This window comes from Pseudomonas sp. Seg1 (genome assembly GCF_018326005.1).
In the GTDB taxonomy this organism is placed as follows: domain Bacteria; phylum Pseudomonadota; class Gammaproteobacteria; order Pseudomonadales; family Pseudomonadaceae; genus Aquipseudomonas.
The window spans coordinates 5680330-5702930 of sequence record NZ_AP021903.1 but is presented as its reverse complement, the minus strand read 5'-3'; the positions used below and the strand labels follow the sequence as shown (position 1 = coordinate 5702930).

The following is a 22601-nucleotide window of genomic DNA, read 5'->3' as shown; positions in this document are numbered from 1 at the left end:
CTGTCAGGGGACTCACGATGAAACAGTGGACGAAAACACGTTTACCGCTGGCGACAATTCTGGCGGTGTTGCTCTTGAATGGTTGTTCGACCATCGCACAGAACCGTTGGGAAGGTCGCGATGCCCAGGAAGCGCTGGACCTGTTCGGCAAACCCGATTCGATGAAAAAGGAAACCGGTCCGGACGGCCAGCCCTACGCTGTGCTGACCTGGTACAAGTCGTCGAGCTGGTCAACCACCGAAGCGGCCGGGACCTCGATGACCCATACCGGCAACGGCATGGTGTACACCGAGCATTATCAGCAAGTCGGGCACAGTTCCGATTGCAAGTTGCAGGCGAAGATCAACCAACAAAAGAAGATCGCGCAGTTTCTGATTGAAGATGGACGGATCCTTCATGGCAAATGCACCAACGTAAGGTATGTCCCCGGTTACATTCCGCCAGGGTTCTAAGCGGTCTTGGCGGTCAATTGTTCGCGGCAATAATCCGCGAACAACTGCGCCGGTTTGGTCAGTTGCCCACGCTTGAGCCACGCCGCCACCAAACCTGAACCGGTGACGTCCTCGACGATGTCCACGCACACAACCTTCTTGCCGTCGTAAGTGCATTCCGAATGCGGTCGCGTAACCAGGATCGAAAAGCCGAAACCCTGACCGACCATCCCGCGCACCATCTCGATGGACGGTGAGCTGAACTCGATGCGCGGCGTCAGGCCCAGCTCTTCGAACAGGCTGACGAAGTAGGTCCGGCTCGGTTGCACATCCAGCAGAATCATCGGTTCCAGGCACAGATCGCGCAGCGACACTTGCTTGTACTCGGCAAAGCGATGATCGGCCGGCAGTAGCGCATAGGGTCGTTGCGCCGGCATCAGCGGTTCGGTCTGAATCGTCGCGTCGAGTTCGTGTTCATAGAGGATCACCAGGTCAAACGCGCCTGAGGTCAGGCCTTGTACCAGTTCCTGTTGTTCGCCGTCGCGGATGCGGATCTTCACGCCCGGGTACAGGGCGGAAAACCCGGCGATCAATTGCGGCAGGTACAACGGCGCAACGGTTTCGAAACAGCCGATGTCGATCTGCCCGGCCACCACATCGTTATCGGCAAGGGCGTTCTGTTCGAACTCCTTGGCCATGCGCAGCAGTTCCTGGGCCTTGCGCAGGAAACGCGCGCCGCTCGGTGTAAGAGAAACCCCTTGGGCGTGATGGCGGATCAGCAGTTGCACGGCGAAGCTGTCTTCCAGCGCCTTGATCGCCGTGGAGATCGCCGGTTGAGCGATGTACAGCTTGCGTGAAGCCTCGGCAACGCTGCCGCACTCGACGGTGGTGATGAAGTATTTCAACTGACGCAAATTGTAGGCGGCCACGGCAAACCTCAGGACGAGCGGACTCGACTTCCAAGCAATTTGTGCGCCGCCGCGTCCGCTGCGCGACGTTGTTCTTATCCCTCAACCATAGCCACCTGTGCGGCGTTTGGGGGAAGTCACTGCCCAGTGTTTTTATTGCCTGCGAAGACATTTTTACTATTTTTAGCCCGTGCGGGCCTGAGCGACCATCGACGGCACAATAAAGCCCTAGGAGCATCCGCCGTGTTCGAGCTTGCAGAGTGGCAGCGCCGCGCCGTTGCATTGAAGTTTCCCGATCAAGCCGTGATCGACGGCAAACATTACGCGGCGCAATCGGGGCAGACCTTCGCCGCGATCAACCCGGCTACCGGCCAGTTACTGGCCAACGTTGCCGCGTGCGGCGAGGCCGATGTCGACGCAGCGGTGGGCAATGCCCGACAGGTATTTGAGGCGGGCGTGTGGTCGCGACGTTCGCCGGCCGAGCGCAAGCAAGTGTTGTTGCGTCTGGCCGATTTGCTGATGAGCCATCGCGAAGAGCTGGCGCTGCTCGACTCGCTGAACATGGGCAAACCGGTGATGGACGCCTACAACATCGACGTGCCGGGCGCCGCTGGCGTGTTCCGCTGGTACGCCGAAAGCATCGACAAACTCTACGACCAGGTTGCGCCGAGCGCGACCAACGTGCTGGCGACCATCACCCGTGAAGCACTGGGCGTGGTTGCCGCTGTGGTGCCGTGGAATTTTCCTTTGGACATGGCCGCGTGGAAACTCGCGCCAGCGCTGGCGGCGGGCAATTCGGTGATCCTCAAACCGGCCGAGCAGTCCCCGTTTTCGGCCTTGCGTCTGGCCGAGCTTGCGCTGGAGGCGGGCCTGCCGCCGGGTGTGCTGAATGTGCTGCCGGGGCTTGGCGAGCAGGCCGGCAAGGCCTTGGGTTTGCACGCGGATGTCGATTGTCTGGTGTTTACCGGTTCGACGCAGGTTGGCAAATATTTCATGCAGTACGCTGCGCAATCAAACCTCAAGCAGGTGGGGCTGGAGTGCGGCGGCAAGAGCGCCAATCTGGTCTTCGCCGATTGCCGGGATCTGGAGCTGGCGGCGGAGAAAGCTGCGTTCGGGATCTTCTTCAATCAGGGCGAAGTCTGCTCGGCCAACTCGCGATTGCTGGTGGAACGTTCGATTCATGATGAGTTTGTCGAGCGTCTGCAAGCGCAGGCCGAGCGTTGGTTGCCGGGCGATCCGCTGGATCCGCAAAGCCGCGCGGGTGCCATCGTCGATCAGCAGCAGACGGCGAGCATCATGCGCGCCATTCGCCAGGCACAAGAGCAGGGCGCGACGCTGGTATGTGGCGGTCAGCAACGGCGTTTCAATGGCTCGGACAACTTCATCGAGCCGACGATTTTCACTGGCGTGAAAGCCTATATGGCGTTGTTTCGTGAAGAGGTGTTCGGCCCGGTGCTGGCGGTTGTGCCGTTCGACAGTGAAGAGGAGGCCGTGCGTCTGGCGAATGACAGCGTGTATGGGTTGGCGGCGTCGCTCTGGACAGATGACCTCAACCGCGCACACCGAGTGGCGCGGCAGTTGCGGGCCGGTACGGTGTCGGTCAATACGGTGGATGCGCTGGACGTGACGGTGCCATTTGGCGGCGGCAAACAGTCCGGGTTCGGTCGCGACCTGTCGTTGCACTCGTTCGACAAATACACGCAGTTGAAAACCACCTGGTTCCAATTGCGCTGAAACCGCGTCGCCCCGCTATCGCGAGCAGGCTCGCTCCCACAGGGGATTCTCGGTACGGCATAGATCCAGTGTGGGAGCGAGCCTGCTCGCGATAGCGGTGGGTCAGGCAGCAAAGATATCGACTGACCTGACGCCATCGCTGGCAAGCCAGCTCCCACAGGTTTCGGTGGTGTGCAGAAATTCCGGGTACAACCGAGATCCCTGTAGGAGCGAGCCTGCTCGCGATAGCGGTGGGTCAGCAACGAATATCTCGACTGACCTGACGCCATCGCTGGCAAGCCAGCTCCCACAGGTTTCAGTGGTGTGCACATATTCCGGGTACAACCGAGATCACTGTGGGAGCTGGCTTGCCAGCGATGGCATTCTTTCTGTCACAGAAAATCCCCGACTTGCACCGACCTCGAACATCTCCGCAAGCCTCGCTCTTTTGCGGTGCGCACTAAGCAGTTTTTTCATTGTTCGCAGCCAACAATTTCCTGATTTTCCTCACCGCGCACATGGGCCACCATCGATCTCGCCAGCCCAAGTGGTTCACGCCAGAGTCCAGCAGAGACCGCAGTGTGCATTCACAGCATTTGGCGCTGGCCGTACTGCCCATGACAAAACTAAATCAACAGCGTCGGGAGTGCTCCATGATCAAGTCCTTGTGTATTCGTCTCGCTCATCCTCTGGCAATCACCGCTCTGGCCGCCACAGTCGCCACCAGCGCCGAGGCCGGCACCCTGTCCATCGGCCACACCACGTGGGTCGGCTACGGCACGCTTTATCTGGCTCAGGACCTGGGCTATTTCAAGGAAAACGGCCTGACCGTCGAATTACCCGTGGTCGAAGAGGCCTCGATGTACATGGCCGCGCAGGCCTCCGGGCAACTGTCCGGCTCGGCGTCGACCATCGATGAAGTGCTCAAGTATCGCCCGCAATTCTGCTTCAAGGCTGTCGCGGCGCTGGATGACAGCCATGGTGGCGACGGCGTGCTGGTCGGCAAGGAGGTGAAGAGCCTGCAGGAACTCAAGGGCAAATCCGTGGCGGTGAACGAAGGCTCGACTTCGCAGTTCTGGCTCTCGTATCTGCTGAAAAAGAACGGCATGAAAATGAGCGACATCACCGTGCAGAACATGACCGCTGACGATGCCGCCACCGCGTTCATCGCCGGTCGCGTGCCGGCGGCGGTGACCTGGGAACCGCATCTGTCGATGGTGCGCGACAAGCAGCAAGGCAAGGTGTTGATCGACAGCAGCACCACGCCCGGGGTGATCGTCGATGTGGTAGCGCTCAACTGCAGCGTCATCGAAAAACAGCCGGAAGACGTCAAGGCCCTGGTCGCCGGTTTGTACAAAGCCGTGCAGTACACCAAGGATCATCCGGAAGATGCTTACAAGATCATGGCCAAAGGCGTTGGCGGTTATCTGTCCGATCCGAAGGAGCTGGCGGCTGCGGCGCAGGGCGTGCGCTTCTACGATCAGGCCATGAGCGAAAAACTCCTCGGCTCGCCGGGCCAGCCGGGTGACAGCGCCGCGTTGATCAAACTGGCCAACGAAACCGCCAGCGAGTTGCAGGGCAAACCCTACAACGTCAGCCATGACGATCTGGTCGACAACCGTTTCGTCAGCCCGCTCTAGGAGGTTTGCAATGTTCAAGCGCAATTCGTGGCTGAGCCGCAGCCTCACGCCGAAAACCGCTTTGCCAGTACCCGTGGTTTGGAGCGCCAGCGGTCTGGCCTGGGTGCTGTTGGTCGGCCTGTGGGCCGGGTTGTCCTATGGCGGCATCGTGCCGGGCATGTTCTTGCCTACTCCGGGTGCGGTGGTCGAAGCGGCCGTGCGGTTGAGCCGCGACGGCACCCTCGGCACGCATGTGTGGGCCAGCGTCGAAGTGGTCATGGTCGGTTTCATTGTGTCGTCGCTGGTTGCGGTGCCGCTGGGATTGCTGATGGGCAGTTTCCGCATCGTCCAGGCGTTTCTGGAACCGCTGGTGAATTTCATTCGTTATCTGCCGGTGACCTCGTTCGTGCCGCTGTTCATCCTGTGGATCGGCATCGGTCTGGAGCAGCGCGTATCAGTGATTATCTTCGGCGTGTTCTTCCAGCAACTGGTGATGATTGCCGATGTGTCGAAAGGCATTTCCAAGGATTTGATCAACGCCTCCTATACGTTAGGTTCCAACCGCCGCGATGCGGTGTTGCACGTGATCGCCCCAGCGTCGGTGCCCGGCGTGCTCGATACCTTGCGGGTGACCATGGGCTGGGCCTGGACCTATCTGGTGGTGGCCGAGCTGGTCGCGGCCTCCAGCGGCCTCGGTTATTTGAGCCTGAAAGCCATGCGCGGCTTTCAGGTTGACGTGATTTTCCTCGCCATCGCGATCATCGGCCTGCTCGGTCTGGTCACCGATCAACTGTTCCGCTTTCTCCGCTTGAGGGTTGCCGCATGGGCTCAGTGACTGCTGCCAATCATCGCTTTATCGAGCCGCTCGCGGCACCGGCGCAAGCCGCGCCACGCTTGCAGGTGGACAAGGTCAGCCTGCGTTACAAGAGGCCCGATGGCGGAACGTTTACCGCGCTGGAAGAGGTGTCGTTCGAGGTGCCGGATCAGCAATTCGCCGTGCTGGTCGGGCCGTCGGGTTGCGGCAAGTCGAGCCTGTTATACCTGACCGCCGGCCTGGCTGAACCGACTTCCGGCGAGATCTACGTTGGCGGCCAGCAAGTGCAAGGTCCCGGCGCGGATCGCGGCATGGTCTTTCAGAGCTATACGTTGTTCCCGTGGCTGACGGTGCGGCAGAACGTCGAGTTCGGCCTCAAGCGTCGTGGCCTGCCGGCGGCGCGGCGCAAGGAGATTGTCGATTATTACGTCAACGAAGTCGGCCTCACCGGGTTCGCCGACAATTACGCCAAACAGCTCTCGGGCGGGATGATGCAGCGTGTCGCCATTGCCCGGGCGCTGGCCAATGATCCGCAGATTTTGCTGATGGACGAACCGTTCGGTGCGCTGGATAGCCAGACGCGTTTGCAGATGCAGCAACTGTTGCTGCGGGTGTGGGGCAACAGCAAGAAAACCGTGCTGTTTGTCACCCACGACATCGACGAAGCGATTCTGCTTGGCGACCGGGTCTATGTGATGGGCGCGAAACCGGGGCGGATCAAACAGATTCTCGATGTGCCGATCGAGCGGCCACGCTCACTGGACATGGTTATGGAGCGCTCGTTCATCGACATGAAACGGCAGATCTTCGGGCTGCTGCATGATGATCTGGAAGAAGTGCACTGATGCGCTGATACACCAGCTCTGTGGGAGCGAGCTTGCTCAAGAATGCGCTGGCTCAGGTCACACATTCATCGACTGACACTACGCCTTCGCGAGCAAGCTCGCTCCCACAGGGGGATGTGTGCGGGCTGTTGGCGAGGTCAGTTCACGGCACGGCAAACACGGTTTTGACCCATCCTTGCAGGGTGTATTTCTGGTAGACGTGTTCAGGCACGTCGACATACGGATCCGTAATGAACCGCTCCGGAATCACCGGGTTGGCCTCATCGATGACCAGAATGTTCGTCGGGTTGTAAAAGTCGTAGTCGACCACGCTCTTGTTGGTGGTGATGACTTTCTTCCGTGAGGCCATGGCCTCGAAGAAACGGAAGCTCAACCCGGCCTGACCGGGCTTGGCAATGTCGAGAATGATCCGCGAGCGCTTGACCAGTTCACCCACCGACTCCAGCGACATTCTCTGCTCGAAAAATGTGATGCCCGGATGCGCGCCCGAGACCGGTTTGCACTGGACCAGAAACTTGTAATCGGTGACTCCGAGGCGATCGAACTCCTGCGCCAGCCCTTCAAGTGCCGGCACCCGATCCTTGCCCGCCATCACCACAAACGCCGAGTATTCACCGGGCTCGCCGTCGGCGATGTAGTCGTCGTAGATGAAGTTGTAGAGTTTTTTCAGGCCGTAGCTTTCAGCATTCTCCGGGTCGAAGGAAAACACCTCGTCATAACCGGCAAGCGCTTCGCGGGTCATCGGCCAGCGACTGAAACTGTCGTAGAGGTAAGCGATCTTGCGGTCGCAGGCATTGAGGGCAGCGGTCAGTTGCCTGGGTTCGATTTGCGCCGGATTGATGATCAACCCGACGTGAAAGTGCGCCGATGCACCGAGGCTCTTCTTGAACTGGCGCAACTGCGCCCAGCGCTTCAGAGGGCGGCGGAGGATCTTCGGGGCTCGATCAAAACGGTTGGACAGCGACGATGTATCGATGAAGCACACATCGTTGTCACGTTTCAGGTAGTCGGCCAGTTTGCCGGCGTAACCGCCGATGTCCTTGCACACCAGTAAGATTTTCATGCGAGTTCCATTTCTTCAATTCGGGGCTGACGCCATGTTCGGTGGGGCTGGCTGGCAGTTTGCTCACGCCGGTTGCTAGGGCGCGACGGGGAGCAGGAAGCGGGCAATCACCGGCAAATGATCGGAGATACGCAGCGTATCGTCCTGACGGACCGTTGCCTGGATCCGTTTGATCTTCGGGCTGTAGAACAGATAGTCGACCGTACGATCCGGGCCATTGAGACCGGGGTCGTTGGGGTAGTGGGTCAACCACTGTGCACGGTCGATGCCGCTGGCTTCGTTGTTGGTCGGGATCATCGGGTATTTGTCCCACAGCAGGTGCAGCTCGCTGTCGGCGGAGTACGGCCTGCGCTGTTCGGCAGGCAAACGACGATATTGGCCAAGCGGCAACAGATTGAAATCGCCACCGATCAGCCACGGCAAGCCCTGGCTTTCATACTTGTCGAGCACCTTGGCCACGGCGGCCACTTGCGCCTGCAAGGTGTCGTCCGGTTGGCTGGCGCGCTCCAGATGGGTGTTGAATACGGTGAGTTGCCCGCCGTCGCTGAGCGGCAGTTTGGTCGCCAGCAGCGCATCTTTCGGCTGGAACTGGCGACTGATGAAATTGCTTGATGCCACTGGCAATTGCAGGCGTTCGGCATGCTCGATGCGGTAGCGGCTGAGCGTCGCCAGTTGTCGGCCAACGCTGCCGAAGATGTGTGGTTCAGGGACGAAGTCGGCTTTCCAGTCAAACGCACTGGCGCTGCACGGATACAGATCGGCCACGCGTTCCTGCAACAATTTGAGCTGGTCCTGATAGTCGCTGGCCTTGGCACCGTCATCCAGTTCCTGCAACAGGACCACATCGGGCTGTTCGTCGCGGATCACCCGTGCCACTTCATCAAGGCTGAAGGCCATGTCTTCCAGCGTTGGCGCTTCGTCGTCGCCCTCGGCCTGGTCATTCCAGAACACGTAACGCTTGCCCGCCAGGTACTGCACGTTCCAGGTCATGACTTTCAGCGCCTGCCCGGGCACCAGCGTCGGCGGCGTTCCGGTACAGCTGACCGGCAGGGTTTCCCGGGCGTCGGGGCGCCAGGTCAGGCCAAAGATCAGCCCGCCAATCAGCGCGATGGCGAGCACAACAAGGAGCAGGGTGTAGCGCAGCAGGCGGGTCATGGCTCGGCTTATAGCGTTACAGAAAGTGGCCCCGAGCATACCCGAGTGCGCCGCCGTCGCCCAAGGCCAAAACCGTCAGACCGATCTGTCGCGCTTGTCAGGCAATTCACTGATCAGCATGAACAGACGGAACAGCACCACGCTGGTGAACAGTTGCAGGAAACTGTGGGCACTGTCGATCAGTACGGCAAGTGCCGGGTTCTGCGGGTCTGGATAGACCTGCAGGGTCAAGCCCTTGAGCAGCCACAGCGGTCCCATCACACAGAGAATGCACAGCAGGATCCGCCAGAAATGCCCACGGGTCAGGCGCAGGCTTTCCTTCATCGCGTGCAATGGATTGAGGCCACGCAGCACCAGCAGGTATTCGCCGAAAGCCAGCATCACCATCAGGATCAGCCCCGGCAGGAAGTAAAGCGAAAGCCCCAGCAGAATCAGCAACGTGTTGAGCGCCGTGAGCAGGGCGAAACGCGGCCACAACCGGGCAGACATCGCCAGCAGGTCGAGGGTGCGCGGGGCTTCGCCACGGGTGCGGGCGTCGAGAAACAGGATCAGCGCGGCGGTGTACAACGGATAGACCAGCAGCCCGACAATGATGCTGTAAGCCGAGAAACTGTCCGGATCGCTGGCGCGGTCGACCACTTGTTGCAGCAATGCTTCGACGATCACCAGCGGCAGGCACAACTGCACGATGCTGGCCAAATGGCGTTTGAAAAAATACAGAGAGTCGCGCAGCACTTCTAAGGCATTCATCAGTCGGTATCGCAGGTCGAAAACAGTGGCTCACTTTAACCGATGATGCGCGGGGCGACACAAACGTAAACATTCGGTAAAGGTCGTTGAAACATCCTGTCACTGTCTCCATTACAGGAGAGCACCTTGTCCACAGTGGGCGAGGGCAACGTTATCCCGGCAATCTACGAGGTCGCCATGAACAGCGAAGAGCAAACCCTGATCGATGGACTGTTTTCCCGGCTGCAACAAGCCGAAACGGAGGCAGCCCCGCGTGACGCCCAGGCCGAGGCGCGGATCAAGGAACACCTGACACGCCAGCCGGCCGCAGGTTATTTCATGACCCAGGCGATTCTGGTGCAAGAGGCGGCGCTCAAAAGCCTCGACGAGCAGAACAAGCAACTGACCCAGCAGGTCCAGCGTCTTCAGGCCGAACTGCAATCGGCCAAGGCGCAAAGTGCGGCACCGGCACCAAGCGGCGGCGGTGGTTTCCTGTCGAGCATCTTTGGTGGCAGCCCACGCCCGGCGCCGACCCAGAGCGCCCCGGCGTCCACTGGCGGCTGGCGCGAACCAGCGCCGCAGCAGAATTTTGGTAATCCGGCCCCGCAACAGAATTTCGGCGCACCGCCACCGAACTACGCGCAGCAAGCGGCCCCGGCAGCGGGCAGCAGCTTCCTCGGTGGCGCATTGAAAACCGCTGCAGGTGTGGCGGGCGGCGTGATGCTGGCGCAAGGCATCAGCAGCCTGTTCCACCACAACCAGCAGCCGGAAGAAATTGTTGAGGTGATCAAGGAAGAGCCGGCGCAGGTGGCTGACCAGAGCAACAACGACTGGGACAACGATCAGCGCATGGCTGGCAATGACCAAGGCGGATTTACCGATACCGACTATAGCGATGACAACTCGTCGTTCTTCGATGACGACGATTCCTTTGTCTGACCCCCACATTTCTCAGCTTTGATACCAGACCTGTGGTGAGGGGATTCATCCCCGATGGGCAGCGCAGCGGCCCCAGAAATGGGACTGCTGCGCAGTCCGTCGGGGATAAATCCCCTCACCACATTCACCATTCGTCAGTAGCACTTCGGCGCCTGCCGGTGTTTATTCGCTGAAACTTCCTCATGGCTGGCATACTGGGCGCCTTTTTCGGGCCAGGCGCCTGATCCCGCTTCGGGCGCTTGCGCGCTCACAGGAACTCCGGTGAAAAAAATCGCAGTGTTCGCCGACGTACAGAACCTCTATTACACCGTGCGTCAGGCCTATGGTTGCCATTTCAACTACGCCGCGCTGTGGGCCGACATCAGCAAGGAAGGGCAGATCGTCGAGGCCTACGCCTACGCGATCGACCGTGGTGACAGCAAGCAGCAGCAGTTTCAGCAGATTCTGCGCAACCTCGGTTTCACCGTGAAGCTCAAGCCGTACATCCAGCGCAGCGACGGCTCGGCCAAGGGCGACTGGGACGTGGGCATCACCCTCGACATCATGGACGCCGCCGATCACGTTGACGAAATCGTCCTGGCCTCCGGTGACGGTGACTTCGACATGCTGCTCGAACGCATCATCAGCAAGCACGGCGTGCAAGCCGTAGCCTATGGCGTGCCGGGCCTGACCGCCAACTCGCTGATCCGCGCCGCCAGCCGTTACGTGCCGATCGAAGGCGCGCTGCTGCTGAAGAACTAAGCGACTACTCAAGAATTGAACGGAGTTAAACCCGGTTTGGAACGCATTGCAGTCATCGACTTTGAAACCACCGGCCTCTCGCCGAACAGCAGCTGTCGCGCCACGGAAATCGCCGTGGTCATGCTGGAAAACGGCCGCATCGTCGAGCGTTACCAAAGCCTGATGAACGCCGGCGTGCGCGTCCCGGCCTTCATCGAACAACTGACCGGCATCAGCAACGCCATGCTGCGCACCGCGCCGTCGGCCGAGAAGGTGATGGAAGAGGTCAACGAATTCGTCGGCTGCACGCCACTGGTCGCGCACAACGCCTCGTTCGACCAGAAGTTCTGGGATTTCGAACTGGGGCGGATCAAGCGCACGCGGTTGCAGAACTTCGCCTGCTCACTGCTGCTGGCCCGCCGCTTGATGCCGGCCGCGCCAAACCACAAACTCGGCACCCTCACCACGTTCGCGCGATTGCCGCATACCGGCCAGGCTCACCGGGCCATGGCCGATGCCGAGATGGCGGCCAACCTGATGGCGCATCTGGCTGAAGAGTTGCGCAGCAAGCACGGCGTGCGCGAGCTGTCGCACGACCTGCTGTGCAAATTGCAGAAAGTCCCTGCCGCCAAAGTCACGGAACACTTGCAGCGCTTTCGCTGATTTTCAGGCAAATAAATTACCTGTGGGAGCGGGCTTGCCCGCGATGGCTTACCGTCTGCCACCCAAATTGTTGGATGTGATGGCGTCATCGCGGGCAAGCCCGCTCCCACAGGAGGCATCATCGTCCTCAGGATTTGCCGTTGCCTTCGATCTGGCCGAGCGGCACGCGTTTTTCGATGGCGCTCGACAGCACAATCGAGGTCTTGCTGAAGCCGAACTTCGCCACCCGGTTGATCAACTCCTCCAGCTCCGGCATCGAGCCCACCGCGCCCTTCATCATCACGCACGGATCGCCCGTGACTCGAAAGCACTCGGTCAGTTGCGGGATTTTCACCAGTTCGTCGTAGACCTTCTGGCTGCCGTTCTGGTGTAGACGCAATTCGATCATGCACTGGATCGGCAGACCGATTTTCGACAGGTCGATTTTCGCCTCATACCCGGTGATGACCCCGGCTGCCTCAAGCTTGGCCACGCGTTCGGCGACGGCGGGGGCGGAGAGGTTCACTTTGCGCGCCAGATCGGCGTAGGACGCGCGTCCGTTTTCGAGCAGAGCGCTGAGCAGCATGCGGTCGTATTTGTCCAAGGCTGAACTCCTGAAAATGCCAGACTTTCGAAATCGTGGTTTATCCCGTCGATCTCCGTGTTTTCAAAAGTGTACCGGCGCGATAAACAGGTTTTGTAACTTATTTTTGCTCACCGGCCTTTCTAGAATAATTCATCCGCTACCTCTGACATTCGAGCTGCCCATGCCTGCCTTGCGCCGTTTTTCCTTACCTCTGATCGCCGCGTTTTTTGCGTTGTATGTGATTTGGGGGTCAACCTATCTGGTGATCCGCATCGGCGTTGAGTACTGGCCGCCGCTGATGCTCGGCGGTGTGCGTTTCGTGATCGCGGGGACGTTGATGTACGCCTTCCTGCGCTGGCGCGGGGCACCGGCGCCGACTTGGGCGCAGTGGAAAGCGGCGGGGATCATCGGGATTTTGCTGCTCAGTTTCGGTAACGGCGCGGTCAGTGTTGCCGAGCACACCGGGGTGGCGTCCGGCGTTGCGGCATTGGCGGTGGCGACGGTCCCGCTGTTCACGTTGCTCTGTGGCTATTTCTGGGGGGCGCGCAATACCCGCCTTGAATGGGCCGGGGTGGCGCTGGGGATCATCGGCATCGCCATGCTCAACATGGGCTCCAACCTGCAATCGAGTCCGATGGGCGCGGCGTTGCTGATTTTTGCGGCGGCGACCTGGGCGTTCGGTTCGGTGTGGAGCAAGCACTTGCCGTTGCCGCAAGGGGCGATGGCCAGTGCCGTGGAAATGCTGGTCGGCGGCGTGGCTCTGCTGATCGGCAGTGCGGTGAGTGGCGAACATCTGCAAGCCGTGCCCCCCGTGGAAGGCTGGCTGGCGCTGGCGTACCTGATCTTTTTCGGTTCGATCATCGCCTTCAATTCCTACATGTACTTGCTCAAGCACGTGCGTCCGGCGGCGGCGACCAGTTATGCCTACGTCAACCCGGCGGTGGCGGTGTTGCTGGGGATTGTGTTTGTCGGCGAGACCATCGGGATCGAAGAAGCACTGGCGATGCTGGTGATCATCAGTGCCGTGGTACTGATCGGTCTGCCACAGTGGCGGCGCCCGGCGCAGCCGCTCGTCGTGGAGCCGCCGAAGACAGCCATTCCGACTGAGCAGCGTGTGAATTAGGGTAAACTGCGCGCAATTGCATCCTTGTTTTGCGCAACCGCGCTGATTTTTCCTACGGTACTCCCATGACTTTCGCCTCCCTTGGCCTGATCGAACCCTTGCTGCGCTCCCTCGAGACGCTCGGCTACCAGACCCCGACGCCGGTGCAGGCGCAAGCCATTCCGGCCGTTCTGGCCGGCCGTGACCTGATGGCAGCCGCCCAGACCGGCACCGGCAAGACCGCCGGTTTCGCTTTGCCGCTGTTGCAGTTGCTGACCATGGAAGGGCCGAAAGTCACAGCGAATTCGGCGCGTGCGCTGATTCTGGTGCCGACCCGCGAGTTGGCCGAGCAGGTTCATGAGTCTGTGCGCCAGTACGCCGAAAACCTGCCGCTGCGCACTTATGCGGTGTACGGCGGAGTCAGCATCAACCCACAAATGATGAAGCTGCGCGGCGGCGTTGATGTGCTCGTCGCCACGCCCGGGCGCCTGATCGACCTGTTCCGCCAGAACGCGCTGAAACTCGATCAGTTGCAAACTCTGGTGCTGGATGAAGCCGATCGTATGCTCGACCTCGGTTTCTCCGAAGAACTGGCGAACATTTACCGCATGCTGCCGAAGAAGCGCCAGACCCTGCTGTTCTCGGCGACCTTCTCCGACGACATCCGCCTGCTGGCCGGGCAGATGCTCAACGATCCGTTGAGCATCGAAGTCAGCCCGCGCAACGTCGCCGCCAACACCGTCAAACAGTGGATAGTGACGGTGGACAAGAAGCGCAAGGCCGAACTGTTCGTGCACCTGATGCGCAAGAACAAGTGGAAGCAAGTGCTGGTGTTCGCCAAGACCCGCAATGGTGTGGATGCGTTGGTGGAAAAACTTCAGGGCCTGGGCGTGAACGCCGATGGCATCCACGGCGACAAACCGCAGGCAACCCGTCAGCGTGCGCTGGATCGTTTCAAACTCAGTGAAGTGCAGATTCTGGTCGCGACTGACGTGGCTGCGCGGGGGCTGGACATCGAAGACCTGCCGCTGGTGGTCAACTTCGATCTGCCGATCGTGGCTGAGGATTACATTCACCGAATCGGCCGTACCGGTCGTGCGGGCGCTACCGGCGAGGCAATTTCGCTGGTGTGTGCCGATGAAGTGAACATGCTCTCGGCGATCGAGATGCTCACGCGTCAGACGCTGAAGCGTCAGAACGAACCGGACTTCGAACCTGAACACCGCGTGCCGGATACCGACGCCAGCGGTCAGGTGATCAAGAAGCCGAAGAAACCGAAAAAGCCGAAGACGTCTGGCGGTGGTGGCAAGCGCAATTTGGGCAAGTGGGTCGATAGCGGCGAGACGCAGGCGCCGGAGCCTTCGATCAAGCCAGTGCGCAAGGTGCCGGTATTCAACACCGGGCCGCGCAAGCGTAAACCTTAATATTCGCTGCACCTGTAAGGCCGCTATCGCGAGCAGGCTCACTCCTACATTGGAACGCATTCCCCTGTAGGAGTGAGCCTGCTCGCGAAGGGCACAACGCGGTCTTCAGTCCTTGCGCAACCACTCCAGCATCCCAAAACCCGCAGCCCGCCCGCTGGCAAAACATCCCGTCAGCAGATACCCGCCCGTCGGCGCTTCCCAATCCAGCATCTCACCCGCACAGAACACCCCCGGCAACGCCTTGAGCATCAATCGCTCATCCATCGCCTCGAACTTGACACCGCCGGCGCTGCTGATCGCCTCGTCCAGCGGCCGGGTTTTGATCAACGTCAGCGGCAACGCCTTGATTGCCCGAGCCAACAACGCTGGATCGGCAAAGGTCGCAGCGTCAGTGAGTTCACGCAACAGCGCGGCTTTCACCCCGTCAATCCCGACCTGACTGTGCAGATGCTTGGCCATCGAGCGCGAGCCACGCGGTTTGCTCAACGCAGCCTGCAATTTATCCACAGGTCGGCCCGGCAGCAGATCAATGTGAACAGTGGCTGAGCCATGCACATTGATCGCTTCGCGAATCGGTGCCGACAGCGCGTAGATCAGACTCCCTTCAATCCCCGTCGCGGTGATCACGCATTCGCCCAGGCGGGGGATGTCATCGTTCAAACCGATGGCGATATTTTTCAGCGGCGCCCCGGCGAATTTGCTCACGAGCAATTCGCTCCAGGCTTGCACCTCGAAGCCACAATTGCTCGGCTGCAACGGCGCCAGTCCTACACCGCGCTGCTCCAGGGGCAGCATCCATGCGCCGTCCGAACCCAGCCGCGACCAACTGCCGCCGCCAAGGGCGAGCAGGGTGGCGTCCGGTTTGAGGGATATTTCGCCGTCGGGGCTGGCGATGCGCAGTGCGCCGGTTTCATCCCAGCCGAGCCAGCGATGGCGGGTGTGGATAACCACGCCACTGTCGCGCAGGCGTTTGAGCCAGGCGCGCAGCAGCGGGGCGGCTTTCATGTCGGTGGGGAATACACGGCCGGAGCTGCCGATAAACGTCTCGATGCCCAGGTCGTGAATCCAGCGGCACAGTGCGTCGGCATCGAACCCGCGCAGCAGCGGAGCAATGTGCGGGGCGCGTTCGGCGTAGCGTGAGAGAAAGGCCGGATAGGGTTCGGAGTGTGTGATGTTCATGCCGCCGACGCCAGCCAGCAGGAACTTGCGGCCCACCGAGGGCATGCCGTCGTAGAGGTCGACGCGCACTCCGACCTGGCTCAGCACTTCGGCGGCCATCAGGCCGGCGGGGCCACCGCCGATAATGGCGATGTGAGCGGGGAGGGCGGCGGGAGTCTGGGTCATGGCGTGCGCTGCGGTCTGGCGGGATAAGGCGCGCATTCTAACAGCGCAAACCAATGTGAGAGATGGGAGATCCTTGTGGGAGCGAGCCTGCTCGCGAAAGCGCCAGGTCAGTCAGTTAAATCTTGAATGTCCGGACGCCTTCGCGAGCAGGCTCGCTCCCACCGGGGAATTTTCGTGCGATTCAATAACTGGTTGAAAATTGATCAGCGTGCTGCAGGCCATAGCCAGCATGGCCTGTAGTCCCTTTCGCTCAGGTTATCCACAGGCCGTTCCACAGCGATTGTGGGTAACGCAGCACAACTCAATGACAGCCGTGTGACTGCCAGACCCGCTGCGCGCTGTGGTGAAGAATGCCGTGGCGGCGGGCGAGGGCGTGGCGGTCCTTGCTGTAACCGCCGCCAATGACGCCGACCACCGGGATATCGCGACCCAGGCAGTGGCGCATCACGCTTTCATCGCGGGCGGCGACGCCTTCATCGGTCAGTTGCAGATAACCGAGGGCGTCGTCCTTGTGCACATCGACGCCAGCGTCATATAGCACCAGATCCGGTTGATACAGCGGCAGTAAATAGTTGAGCGCGTCGTCCACCACGTTCAAGTAATCGGCGTCGCCCATGCCTTTGGGCAGCGGAATGTCCCAGTCGCTTTCGGCTTTGCGTGCAGGAAAGTTCTTCTCGCAGTGCAGGGAAACGGTGATCGCCTCCGGGGTGTCGTGGAGGATCCGCGCAGTGCCGTCGCCCTGATGCACATCGCAATCGAAGATCAGCACCCGGTTCACCCGGCCGCTTTGCAGCAGATAGTGGCTGATGATCGCGAGGTCATTGAAGATGCAAAACCCGGCCGGGTAGTCGTAATGGGCGTGATGCGTGCCGCCCGCCAAGTGACAGGCCAAACCGTGCTCCAAGGCTTTTTCCGCCGCCAGTATCGAGCCGCCAACCGCGCGGACGGTACGCCGGGCCAATGCTTCGTTCCACGGCAGGCCGAGGCGCCGCTGGTCTTCGCGTGACAACTCGCCGCTCATGTAGCGCTCGATATAACGACGGTCATGGGCGAGGGCGAGGATATCGTTGGGGCAGATTTCCGGGCGCAGCAACGCGGCGTCACTTGTCAGGCCGCTGTCGACCAGGTGATCGCGCAGCAAGCGGAACTTGTCCATGGGAAAGCGGTGATCCGCCGGGAATTCCGGGCTGTAGTCTTCGTGGTAGATCAGCGGCAGTGGCATGGTGATTTCATGTAGGAAACGTAGGAAAGAGTGAAGGATCCTACCAGCGATGTAGACTTGCGGCATGGAAACGGAGGGGCACAATGGAGCCGATACTGGAACTTGAAAGCGCACGCCTGCTGATGCGTCAGTGGCAGGACGAGGATTTGCCGGCATTTGCGGCGATGTGTGCCGATCCGCAGGTGATGCGCTACTTTCCCGCCCCGTTGAGTCGACTGGAAAGCGCCGCGTTGATCGGCCGTGTGCGTGGGCATTTTGCCGAGCACGGTTATGGCCTCTGGGCGCTGGAGCGCAAGGACAGCGGCGAGTTCATCGGTTTCACCGGCCTGGGCGTGGTCGGTTTCGATGCGCCGTTCACCCCGGCGGTGGAAATCGGCTGGCGTCTGGCCAAGGAACATTGGGGCCTCGGTTACGCCAGTGAAGCGGCCTGGACCGCTCTGCGTTGCGGCTTTGATCGGTTGGCGCTGAAAGAGATCGTGTCCTTCACCGCGCAAAGCAATCTGCCATCGGAAAAAGTCATGCAGGCAATCGGCATGCATCATGCGCCGGCTGATGACTTTGATCATCCGAAGCTGGCCGCCGATCACCCGTTGAGAAGACATGTGCTGTACCGCATCACCCGGGAGCAGTGGCTGCAAACCTTGCATGGATAAGCCGACACGGACGTTTACAATGGCCGCCAAATCATTGGCCCGCGCCAGAACCAGAATCGGCCGCCGCAGCCAAGACTGCGCGGCATTGCTTTGTGTGAGGAGAGTCTGAATGAGCCAAGTGTTGGAAGATCTGGTCGATTTGCTGACCCTGGAACCGATCGAGGAAAACCTGTTCCGTGGCCGCAGCCAGGACCTGGGGTTCCGTCAGTTGTTCGGTGGTCAGGTGCTCGGTCAGTCGCTATCGGCGGCCAGTCAGACAGTTGAAGAGGCGCGCCATGTGCATTCCATGCACGGCTATTTCCTGCGTCCGGGCGACGCGAAGTTGCCGGTGGTGTATTCGGTTGACCGCGTGCGTGACGGCGGCAGTTTCAGCACCCGTCGTGTGACGGCGATCCAGAAGGGCCATCCGATCTTCACCTGCAGCGCTTCGTTTCAATACGACGAAGAAGGCTTCGAGCATCAGAGCCAGATGCCGGTTGTGGTCGGCCCGGAAAACCTGCCGTCGGAGCTGGAACTGACCCAGCAACGCGCACACCTGATCCCCGAACACATGCGCGAAAAACTGCTGTGTCCGAAACCGATCGAAGTACGCCCGGTCACCGAAAAAGATCCCTACAACCCGCAGCCAGCGGACCCGGTGAAATACGTGTGGTTCCGTGCCGACGGCGCGCTGGCCGACATTCCGGCACTGCACAAATACCTGCTGGCCTACGCCTCGGACTTCGGTCTGCTGACCACCTCGATGCTGCCCCACGGCAAATCGGTCTGGCAGAAAGACATGCAAGTCGCCAGCCTCGATCACGCGCTGTGGTTCCATAACGATCTGCGCGCCGATGACTGGTTGCTCTACGCGATGGACAGTCCATGGGCCGGCAACTCTCGCGGTTTCTCCCGTGGCAGCGTGTACAACCGTGCCGGTCAACTGGTGGCATCGGTAACTCAGGAAGGTTTGATCCGGCATCGCAAGGATTGGGCATGAGCCTGGCCGAAGTTCGTCATTGGGTGTTCGACATGGACGGCACGCTGACCGTCGCCGTGCATGATTTTGCGGCGATTCGCGTGGCGCTGGCGATCCCGCCCGAGGATGACATCCTCACGCATCTTGCCGCCTTACCGGCGGATGAGTCCGCAGCGAAACATGCCTGGTTGCTGGAGCATGAGCGCGATCTGGCGCTGGGATCGAAACCGGCCGCCGGTGCGGTGGAGCTGGTGCGTGACCTGCACTCGCGCGGGTATCGTCTCGGCATTCTGACGCGCAATGCCCGGGAGTTGGCGCACGTCACTCTTGAGGCCATTGGCCTCGCTGACTGCTTTGCGGTAGACGATGTGCTTGGGCGTGATGAAGCGCCGCCGAAACCGCATCCAGGTGGCTTGTTGAAACTGGCCGAGGCCTGGAAAGTGCCGGCCAGTGAGATGGTGATGGTTGGCGATTACCGCTTTGACCTGGATTGCGGGCGAGCGGCGGGGGCGCGGACGGTGCTGGTGAACCTGCCGGATAATCCGTGGCCGGAGCTGACGGATTGGCATGCCCAGGATTGTGTCGAGTTGCGGCGGATGCTTCTGGCCTGAAACCTGTGTCGCCTGTAATTGCCCCATCGCTGGCAAGCCAGCTCCCACAGTATCTGCGTCGGATGCAATTCTGGACTCGCCTGAGAACCTGTGGGAGCTGGCTTGCCAGCGATGAGGCCGGTTCAGCCCCCACAAGACCTACTGTTCAAACAGAGCCTTTTGACCCTCCGCCGAAGTCAACATCCCATCACCGTTATGCCCGACTCCGGGCACTTCCACCAACCGCTGATTCACTCCTTCCGGATGGCGACGCAACAAATACCCAAAGTACAGTTTGCCGCGTATCAAGCGGTAAGCGCCTTGGGCCTCGGCCTCACAGCCTTTGTCCAGCGCCGGATGTTGCGGGTCGATGTCCTGCTGCCCAAGCAGATAAATCACCTCGCGCTTGATGTAACTGCTTTCAAGCTGCAACGGCGTTTGCCCACCGGCATACACCGGCATGTCTGACAGCCCGTACTTCCAGCGATTGAAACCCACGCACTTGGCGTGATCGAACGCCACCGGCCGCTGCTCGTTGAAATAAGCGTAGGAGGAAGGATTGGCCACGACGTAACGCAGGCGAATGTTGTTGGCTTTCAGCGCAGGCTGGTCCTTGGCGAGCAGGGCATAACGCTGCACCACCTGGCCGCCGCCGGAGTGGCCGAAAATCACGATCTGCTTCACGTCCGGAAACTGTTTGCGATCACTGACCCGGGCGACGATCGCGTCGAGGGCCGCGTAAGAACTCAACGGATTCGGCCCTGTGGATAACCCACCGCCCATCCATTCGTTGCCTTTCCAGCGCAACAATGTCGCGGGGAGCGAGTACAGGGCGACATCACTTTCATTGAGAAACTGCGGCGCGATCACCAGCGTGTGCGCGGTTTGCCCAGCCAGCTCGGCGGCACTCTCGGCGCTTTTGCGATAGGTCTCGGCGTTGCGCAAACGGCCATGAATGACGATCAGCACACGCTCGATTTTCTCTGGCGCCGGGCCGATGCCCACCGCCATTTCCCCGGCCTGCAGTTGCAAGCGGCCGGGACTGATCGCGTCGACGCCGGCCGCTTGTGCGGTGCTGCCAATGATCAGTAAAGCCAAAAGCCATTTATGCATTTACAGGTTTTTCGCCGCGAAGGTATCGCACTGGCCGACCTGGCCCTGCGCGAAGCCGGTTTTGAACCAGCGCACCCTTTGCGCCGACGTACCGTGGGTGAACGAGTCCGGTACCACACGGCCCTGACCCTGTTGCTGCAAACGATCATCACCGATAGCGTTGGCGGCGTTCAAGGCTTCTTCAATGTCGCCGGGCTCCAGCCAGTTCAGGCGCTTCTGCGCGTTGTAGGCCCAGACACCGGCCAGGCAATCGGCTTGCAGTTCCTGGCGCACCAGTAAGCCACCGTCACCTTCCATCTGCCGACCTTGCTGGCGGGCTGTCTGAATTTTCGCCGAGACACCGAGAAGCGTCTGCACATGGTGTCCGACTTCGTGAGCAATCACGTAGGCCTGAGCGAAATCGCCTGCGGCCTTGAAGCGTTGCGACATTTCCTGGAAGAACGCCATGTCCAGATAGACCTTCTGATCCGCCGGGCAGTAGAACGGCCCGGTGGCGGAGGTGGCCAGACCACAGGCGGAGTTGACCCGATTGCTGAACAGCACCAGGGTCGGGTCCTTATATTGCCGGCCGGCCTGCTGGAAAATCGAACCCCAGGTGTCCTCGGTGTCGCCGAGGATCGAGCGGACAAACTCGGCTTGCTCATCATTGGCGGGAGGGGCCTGACGGGTTTGCGAAGACGGCGCCGGTTGCTCGGACATTTGCCCCGTAAGCTGACCGAGAATTTGAAGAGGATCCTGGCCGGTGATCCAGCCGATGCCGACGATCAACAGGATCGCTCCAAGGCTCAGTCCCTTGCCGCCGCCAAACCGCATCCCGCCGCCGCCACCGCTATCATCGCCACGGGCATCGACGACGTTGTCACTGCGTCGGCCTTTTTTCCATAGCATGTGGGAATCCTCTATTTGTTGTGGTGATGAGTGTTGCTGGTGTGTGAGTGTGGCGCCAGTCCGGTCGTCCGTCTATTCGTACACTCGACTGGTCGACCGGTAAGAACCTGTAGTGCTCGGTGAATTCCATACAACAAAAGTTTTTTGTGAAAGGGCAGGCGGTTCCAGATTTCGATTTATGCTGCGAATATTTTAGAATCCACGAAATTTCACTGGGATCACACCATGGCCGGCAGTCAAATCGAACGGGTTTTCAGCGTGCTGGAACACCTCACCAGTGATCCGCGCGGGTTAGCGTTGCAAACCCTGGCCGAGCAGATCGACATCCCGAAAAGTGCAACACACCGCTTGCTCGCAGAGCTGACCCGGCTGGGTTATGTCCGACAAAACCCGGACACCCTGCGTTATCACCTGTCGACCAAATTGGTGGCGATGGGCTTTCGTTACCTGTCGAGCAGTGGTGCCGACATCGTGCAACCGGTGCTTGATCGCCTGGCTCAGGAAACCGGGGAGCTGGTGCGTCTGGGCGTCATCGAAAGTGATCGCCAGACCTGGATTGCCAAGTCCCAGGGGGCGCGCACCGGGCTGCGCTATGACCCGGACATGGGGCGTGATGCGCCGTTGTTCTATACGGCGTCCGGGCATGCGTGGCTGGCGAGCATGAGCGACGCCGAAGCGTTGTCGCTGGTTGAGCGTCAGGCCGCCGCAGTGCCAGCCGATCTCGGGCCGAATGCACCGCGTTCCAATATCGAATTGCTCGAGCGCCTGCGGCTGGCGCGCGAACAGGGCTATGCCTGTGTCGAAGAAAGTTCGGCCGTCGGGACATCGGCGATTGCTGCGGTGGTGCGTCATCCTGCCGAGGGGCGGGTAATTGGTGTGTTGAGCATTGCCGGGCCCAGTGCACGAATGCCGGGGGCGAGGCTGCACGAACTGGCGCCGTTGCTGCTGAAGTTTACTGAGGAGTTGTCTGCGGCGAGTCTGGCGTCCGAGTTGTTCGTCTAACCTGTTCGCTGAAGATTCGGTGGGCGCGGGCTCTACGAAAGAGCGAAATTGTGCGTTGATCGCACGTTTTTATGATTACGAGCTGTAAGAATCTGGAACCAGGTTCTAGATTGTTGCTTGAGGGCTTTCCTCGCTTCACTT

At 60.4% G+C, this 22601-nt stretch carries 23 protein-coding genes; 14 read left to right on the top strand and 9 right to left on the bottom strand.

All coding sequences use genetic code 11. The annotated features are described in order from the left end of the window. Window positions 1-17: 17 nt before the first annotated feature. Entirely contained in the window at window positions 18-452 is a 435-nt protein-coding gene (locus tag KI231_RS25630) for a hypothetical protein (RefSeq protein ID WP_213026659.1), read from the top strand. On the opposite strand, the gene KI231_RS25625 is transcribed toward KI231_RS25630, so the two are convergent. Then, on the bottom strand, window positions 449-1360 hold the full coding sequence (locus KI231_RS25625) for a LysR family transcriptional regulator (protein WP_103303661.1): 912 nt from the start codon (window positions 1358-1360) through the stop codon (window positions 449-451). The two genes, KI231_RS25630 and KI231_RS25625, sit on opposite strands and share 4 nt — an antisense overlap. Window positions 1361-1582: 222 nt before the next feature. On the opposite strand from KI231_RS25625, the gene KI231_RS25620 reads away from it, so the two are divergent. From KI231_RS25620 to KI231_RS25605, 4 genes are all read left to right on the top strand, one after another. Continuing rightward, window positions 1583-3073 carry an aldehyde dehydrogenase gene (locus KI231_RS25620; protein WP_213026658.1) on the top strand — a complete coding sequence of 497 codons (1491 nt, stop codon included), beginning with the start codon at window positions 1583-1585 and terminating at the stop codon, window positions 3071-3073. Between the two features lie 632 nt (window positions 3074-3705). Continuing rightward, the gene (locus KI231_RS25615; RefSeq protein WP_103303658.1) at window positions 3706-4692 is read left to right on the top strand and encodes an ABC transporter substrate-binding protein; all 987 of its coding nucleotides are present in this window, start codon (window positions 3706-3708) and stop codon (window positions 4690-4692) included. Window positions 4693-4702: 10 nt separating this feature from the next. Further along, entirely contained in the window at window positions 4703-5506 is an 804-nt protein-coding gene (locus tag KI231_RS25610) for an ABC transporter permease (RefSeq protein WP_103303657.1), read from the top strand. Continuing rightward, the gene (locus tag KI231_RS25605) at window positions 5494-6330 is read left to right on the top strand and encodes an ABC transporter ATP-binding protein (protein ID WP_103303656.1); all 837 of its coding nucleotides are present in this window, start codon (window positions 5494-5496) and stop codon (window positions 6328-6330) included. Before KI231_RS25610 ends, KI231_RS25605 begins: the two co-directional genes overlap by 13 nt. A 142-nt stretch (window positions 6331-6472) precedes the next feature. Here KI231_RS25605 and KI231_RS25600 read toward each other — a convergent pair whose 3' ends face one another. The 3 genes from KI231_RS25600 to KI231_RS25590 form a co-directional block, all read right to left on the bottom strand. Beyond that, window positions 6473-7393 (bottom strand): WaaS/CpsH family glycosyltransferase, encoded by a 921-nt coding sequence (locus KI231_RS25600; protein WP_213026657.1) that lies wholly within the window; start codon window positions 7391-7393, stop codon window positions 6473-6475. A gap of 75 nt (window positions 7394-7468) precedes the next feature. Then, a complete protein-coding gene (locus KI231_RS25595; protein WP_213026656.1) occupies window positions 7469-8548 on the bottom strand; it encodes an endonuclease/exonuclease/phosphatase family protein in 1080 nt (359 codons plus the stop codon). A gap of 75 nt (window positions 8549-8623) precedes the next feature. Further along, window positions 8624-9298: a YciC family protein gene (locus KI231_RS25590; RefSeq protein WP_103303653.1), complete on the bottom strand. Its 675-nt coding sequence runs from the start codon at window positions 9296-9298 to the stop codon at window positions 8624-8626. A 177-nt stretch (window positions 9299-9475) separates the two neighbouring features. Between KI231_RS25590 and KI231_RS25585 the strand changes: the two genes are divergently transcribed. From KI231_RS25585 to KI231_RS25575, 3 genes are all read left to right on the top strand, one after another. After that, complete coding sequence (locus KI231_RS25585; RefSeq protein WP_213028840.1) at window positions 9476-10216, top strand: DUF2076 domain-containing protein; 741 nt, start codon at window positions 9476-9478, stop codon at window positions 10214-10216. A 261-nt stretch (window positions 10217-10477) separates the two neighbouring features. Continuing rightward, window positions 10478-10957 carry a LabA-like NYN domain-containing protein gene (locus KI231_RS25580; protein WP_126366619.1) on the top strand — a complete coding sequence of 160 codons (480 nt, stop codon included), beginning with the start codon at window positions 10478-10480 and terminating at the stop codon, window positions 10955-10957. Between the two features lie 36 nt (window positions 10958-10993). Then, window positions 10994-11599: a 3'-5' exonuclease gene (locus KI231_RS25575; protein WP_213026655.1), complete on the top strand. Its 606-nt coding sequence runs from the start codon at window positions 10994-10996 to the stop codon at window positions 11597-11599. A 127-nt stretch (window positions 11600-11726) separates the two neighbouring features. Here KI231_RS25575 and KI231_RS25570 read toward each other — a convergent pair whose 3' ends face one another. Then, window positions 11727-12182, bottom strand: coding sequence for an Lrp/AsnC family transcriptional regulator (locus KI231_RS25570; RefSeq protein ID WP_103303651.1), 456 nt, complete (start codon window positions 12180-12182; stop codon window positions 11727-11729). Window positions 12183-12345: 163 nt separating this feature from the next. Between KI231_RS25570 and yedA the strand changes: the two genes are divergently transcribed. Beyond that, window positions 12346-13287, top strand: a complete 942-nt coding sequence (gene yedA, locus KI231_RS25565; protein ID WP_103303650.1) for a drug/metabolite exporter YedA — start codon at window positions 12346-12348, stop codon at window positions 13285-13287. A gap of 65 nt (window positions 13288-13352) precedes the next feature. Further along, the gene (rhlE1, locus tag KI231_RS25560) at window positions 13353-14690 is read left to right on the top strand and encodes an RNA helicase RhlE1 (RefSeq protein WP_103303649.1); all 1338 of its coding nucleotides are present in this window, start codon (window positions 13353-13355) and stop codon (window positions 14688-14690) included. A gap of 105 nt (window positions 14691-14795) precedes the next feature. Here the strand turns inward: rhlE1 and KI231_RS25555 are convergent, their stop codons facing one another. Both KI231_RS25555 and KI231_RS25550 read right to left on the bottom strand, forming a co-directional pair. Further along, window positions 14796-16034, bottom strand: a complete 1239-nt coding sequence (locus KI231_RS25555) for a TIGR03862 family flavoprotein (protein WP_213026654.1) — start codon at window positions 16032-16034, stop codon at window positions 14796-14798. A gap of 301 nt (window positions 16035-16335) precedes the next feature. Continuing rightward, complete coding sequence (locus tag KI231_RS25550; protein WP_213026653.1) at window positions 16336-17256, bottom strand: histone deacetylase family protein; 921 nt, start codon at window positions 17254-17256, stop codon at window positions 16336-16338. 83 nt (window positions 17257-17339) lie between these two features. Between KI231_RS25550 and KI231_RS25545 the strand changes: the two genes are divergently transcribed. From KI231_RS25545 to KI231_RS25535, 3 genes are all read left to right on the top strand, one after another. After that, window positions 17340-17909 (top strand): GNAT family N-acetyltransferase, encoded by a 570-nt coding sequence (locus KI231_RS25545; RefSeq protein ID WP_213026652.1) that lies wholly within the window; start codon window positions 17340-17342, stop codon window positions 17907-17909. A 109-nt stretch (window positions 17910-18018) separates the two neighbouring features. After that, a complete protein-coding gene (gene tesB / locus KI231_RS25540) occupies window positions 18019-18888 on the top strand; it encodes an acyl-CoA thioesterase II (RefSeq protein WP_064589320.1) in 870 nt (289 codons plus the stop codon). Beyond that, window positions 18885-19478, top strand: coding sequence for an HAD family hydrolase (locus KI231_RS25535; RefSeq protein ID WP_103303646.1), 594 nt, complete (start codon window positions 18885-18887; stop codon window positions 19476-19478). The genes tesB and KI231_RS25535 overlap by 4 nt, the downstream gene beginning before the upstream one ends. 138 nt (window positions 19479-19616) lie before the next feature. On the opposite strand, the gene KI231_RS25530 is transcribed toward KI231_RS25535, so the two are convergent. Both KI231_RS25530 and ypfJ read right to left on the bottom strand, forming a co-directional pair. Continuing rightward, complete coding sequence (locus KI231_RS25530; protein WP_213026651.1) at window positions 19617-20570, bottom strand: alpha/beta hydrolase; 954 nt, start codon at window positions 20568-20570, stop codon at window positions 19617-19619. Further along, window positions 20571-21458 (bottom strand): KPN_02809 family neutral zinc metallopeptidase, encoded by an 888-nt coding sequence (gene ypfJ / locus KI231_RS25525; RefSeq protein ID WP_213026650.1) that lies wholly within the window; start codon window positions 21456-21458, stop codon window positions 20571-20573. A 225-nt stretch (window positions 21459-21683) separates the two neighbouring features. Here ypfJ and KI231_RS25520 point away from each other — a divergent pair, with 225 nt between their 5' ends. Then, on the top strand, window positions 21684-22460 hold the full coding sequence (locus KI231_RS25520) for an IclR family transcriptional regulator (protein WP_213026649.1): 777 nt from the start codon (window positions 21684-21686) through the stop codon (window positions 22458-22460). Window positions 22461-22601 lie beyond the last annotated feature (141 nt).

Bases quoted from the DNA above. Each gene is read 5' to 3' on its own strand.
- KI231_RS25520 (WP_213026649.1), top strand. From the start codon at position 21,684: ATGGCCGGCAGTCAAATCGAACGGGTTTTCAGCGTGCTGGAACACCTC.
- tesB (WP_064589320.1), top strand. From the start codon at position 18,019: ATGAGCCAAGTGTTGGAAGATCTGGTCGATTTGCTGACCCTGGAACCG.
- KI231_RS25550 (WP_213026653.1), bottom strand. From the start codon at position 17,256: ATGCCACTGCCGCTGATCTACCACGAAGACTACAGCCCGGAATTCCCG.
- yedA (WP_103303650.1), top strand. From the start codon at position 12,346: ATGCCTGCCTTGCGCCGTTTTTCCTTACCTCTGATCGCCGCGTTTTTT.
- KI231_RS25605 (WP_103303656.1), top strand. From the start codon at position 5,494: ATGGGCTCAGTGACTGCTGCCAATCATCGCTTTATCGAGCCGCTCGCG.
- KI231_RS25630 (WP_213026659.1), top strand. From the start codon at position 18: ATGAAACAGTGGACGAAAACACGTTTACCGCTGGCGACAATTCTGGCG.
- KI231_RS25545 (WP_213026652.1), top strand. From the start codon at position 17,340: ATGGAGCCGATACTGGAACTTGAAAGCGCACGCCTGCTGATGCGTCAG.
- ypfJ (WP_213026650.1), bottom strand. From the start codon at position 21,458: ATGCTATGGAAAAAAGGCCGACGCAGTGACAACGTCGTCGATGCCCGT.
- KI231_RS25600 (WP_213026657.1), bottom strand. From the start codon at position 7,393: ATGAAAATCTTACTGGTGTGCAAGGACATCGGCGGTTACGCCGGCAAA.
- KI231_RS25585 (WP_213028840.1), top strand. From the start codon at position 9,476: ATGAACAGCGAAGAGCAAACCCTGATCGATGGACTGTTTTCCCGGCTG.
- KI231_RS25610 (WP_103303657.1), top strand. From the start codon at position 4,703: ATGTTCAAGCGCAATTCGTGGCTGAGCCGCAGCCTCACGCCGAAAACC.
- KI231_RS25535 (WP_103303646.1), top strand. From the start codon at position 18,885: ATGAGCCTGGCCGAAGTTCGTCATTGGGTGTTCGACATGGACGGCACG.
- KI231_RS25595 (WP_213026656.1), bottom strand. From the start codon at position 8,548: ATGACCCGCCTGCTGCGCTACACCCTGCTCCTTGTTGTGCTCGCCATC.
- KI231_RS25615 (WP_103303658.1), top strand. From the start codon at position 3,706: ATGATCAAGTCCTTGTGTATTCGTCTCGCTCATCCTCTGGCAATCACC.
- KI231_RS25530 (WP_213026651.1), bottom strand. From the start codon at position 20,570: ATGCATAAATGGCTTTTGGCTTTACTGATCATTGGCAGCACCGCACAA.
- rhlE1 (WP_103303649.1), top strand. From the start codon at position 13,353: ATGACTTTCGCCTCCCTTGGCCTGATCGAACCCTTGCTGCGCTCCCTC.
- KI231_RS25555 (WP_213026654.1), bottom strand. From the start codon at position 16,034: ATGACCCAGACTCCCGCCGCCCTCCCCGCTCACATCGCCATTATCGGC.
- KI231_RS25590 (WP_103303653.1), bottom strand. From the start codon at position 9,298: ATGAATGCCTTAGAAGTGCTGCGCGACTCTCTGTATTTTTTCAAACGC.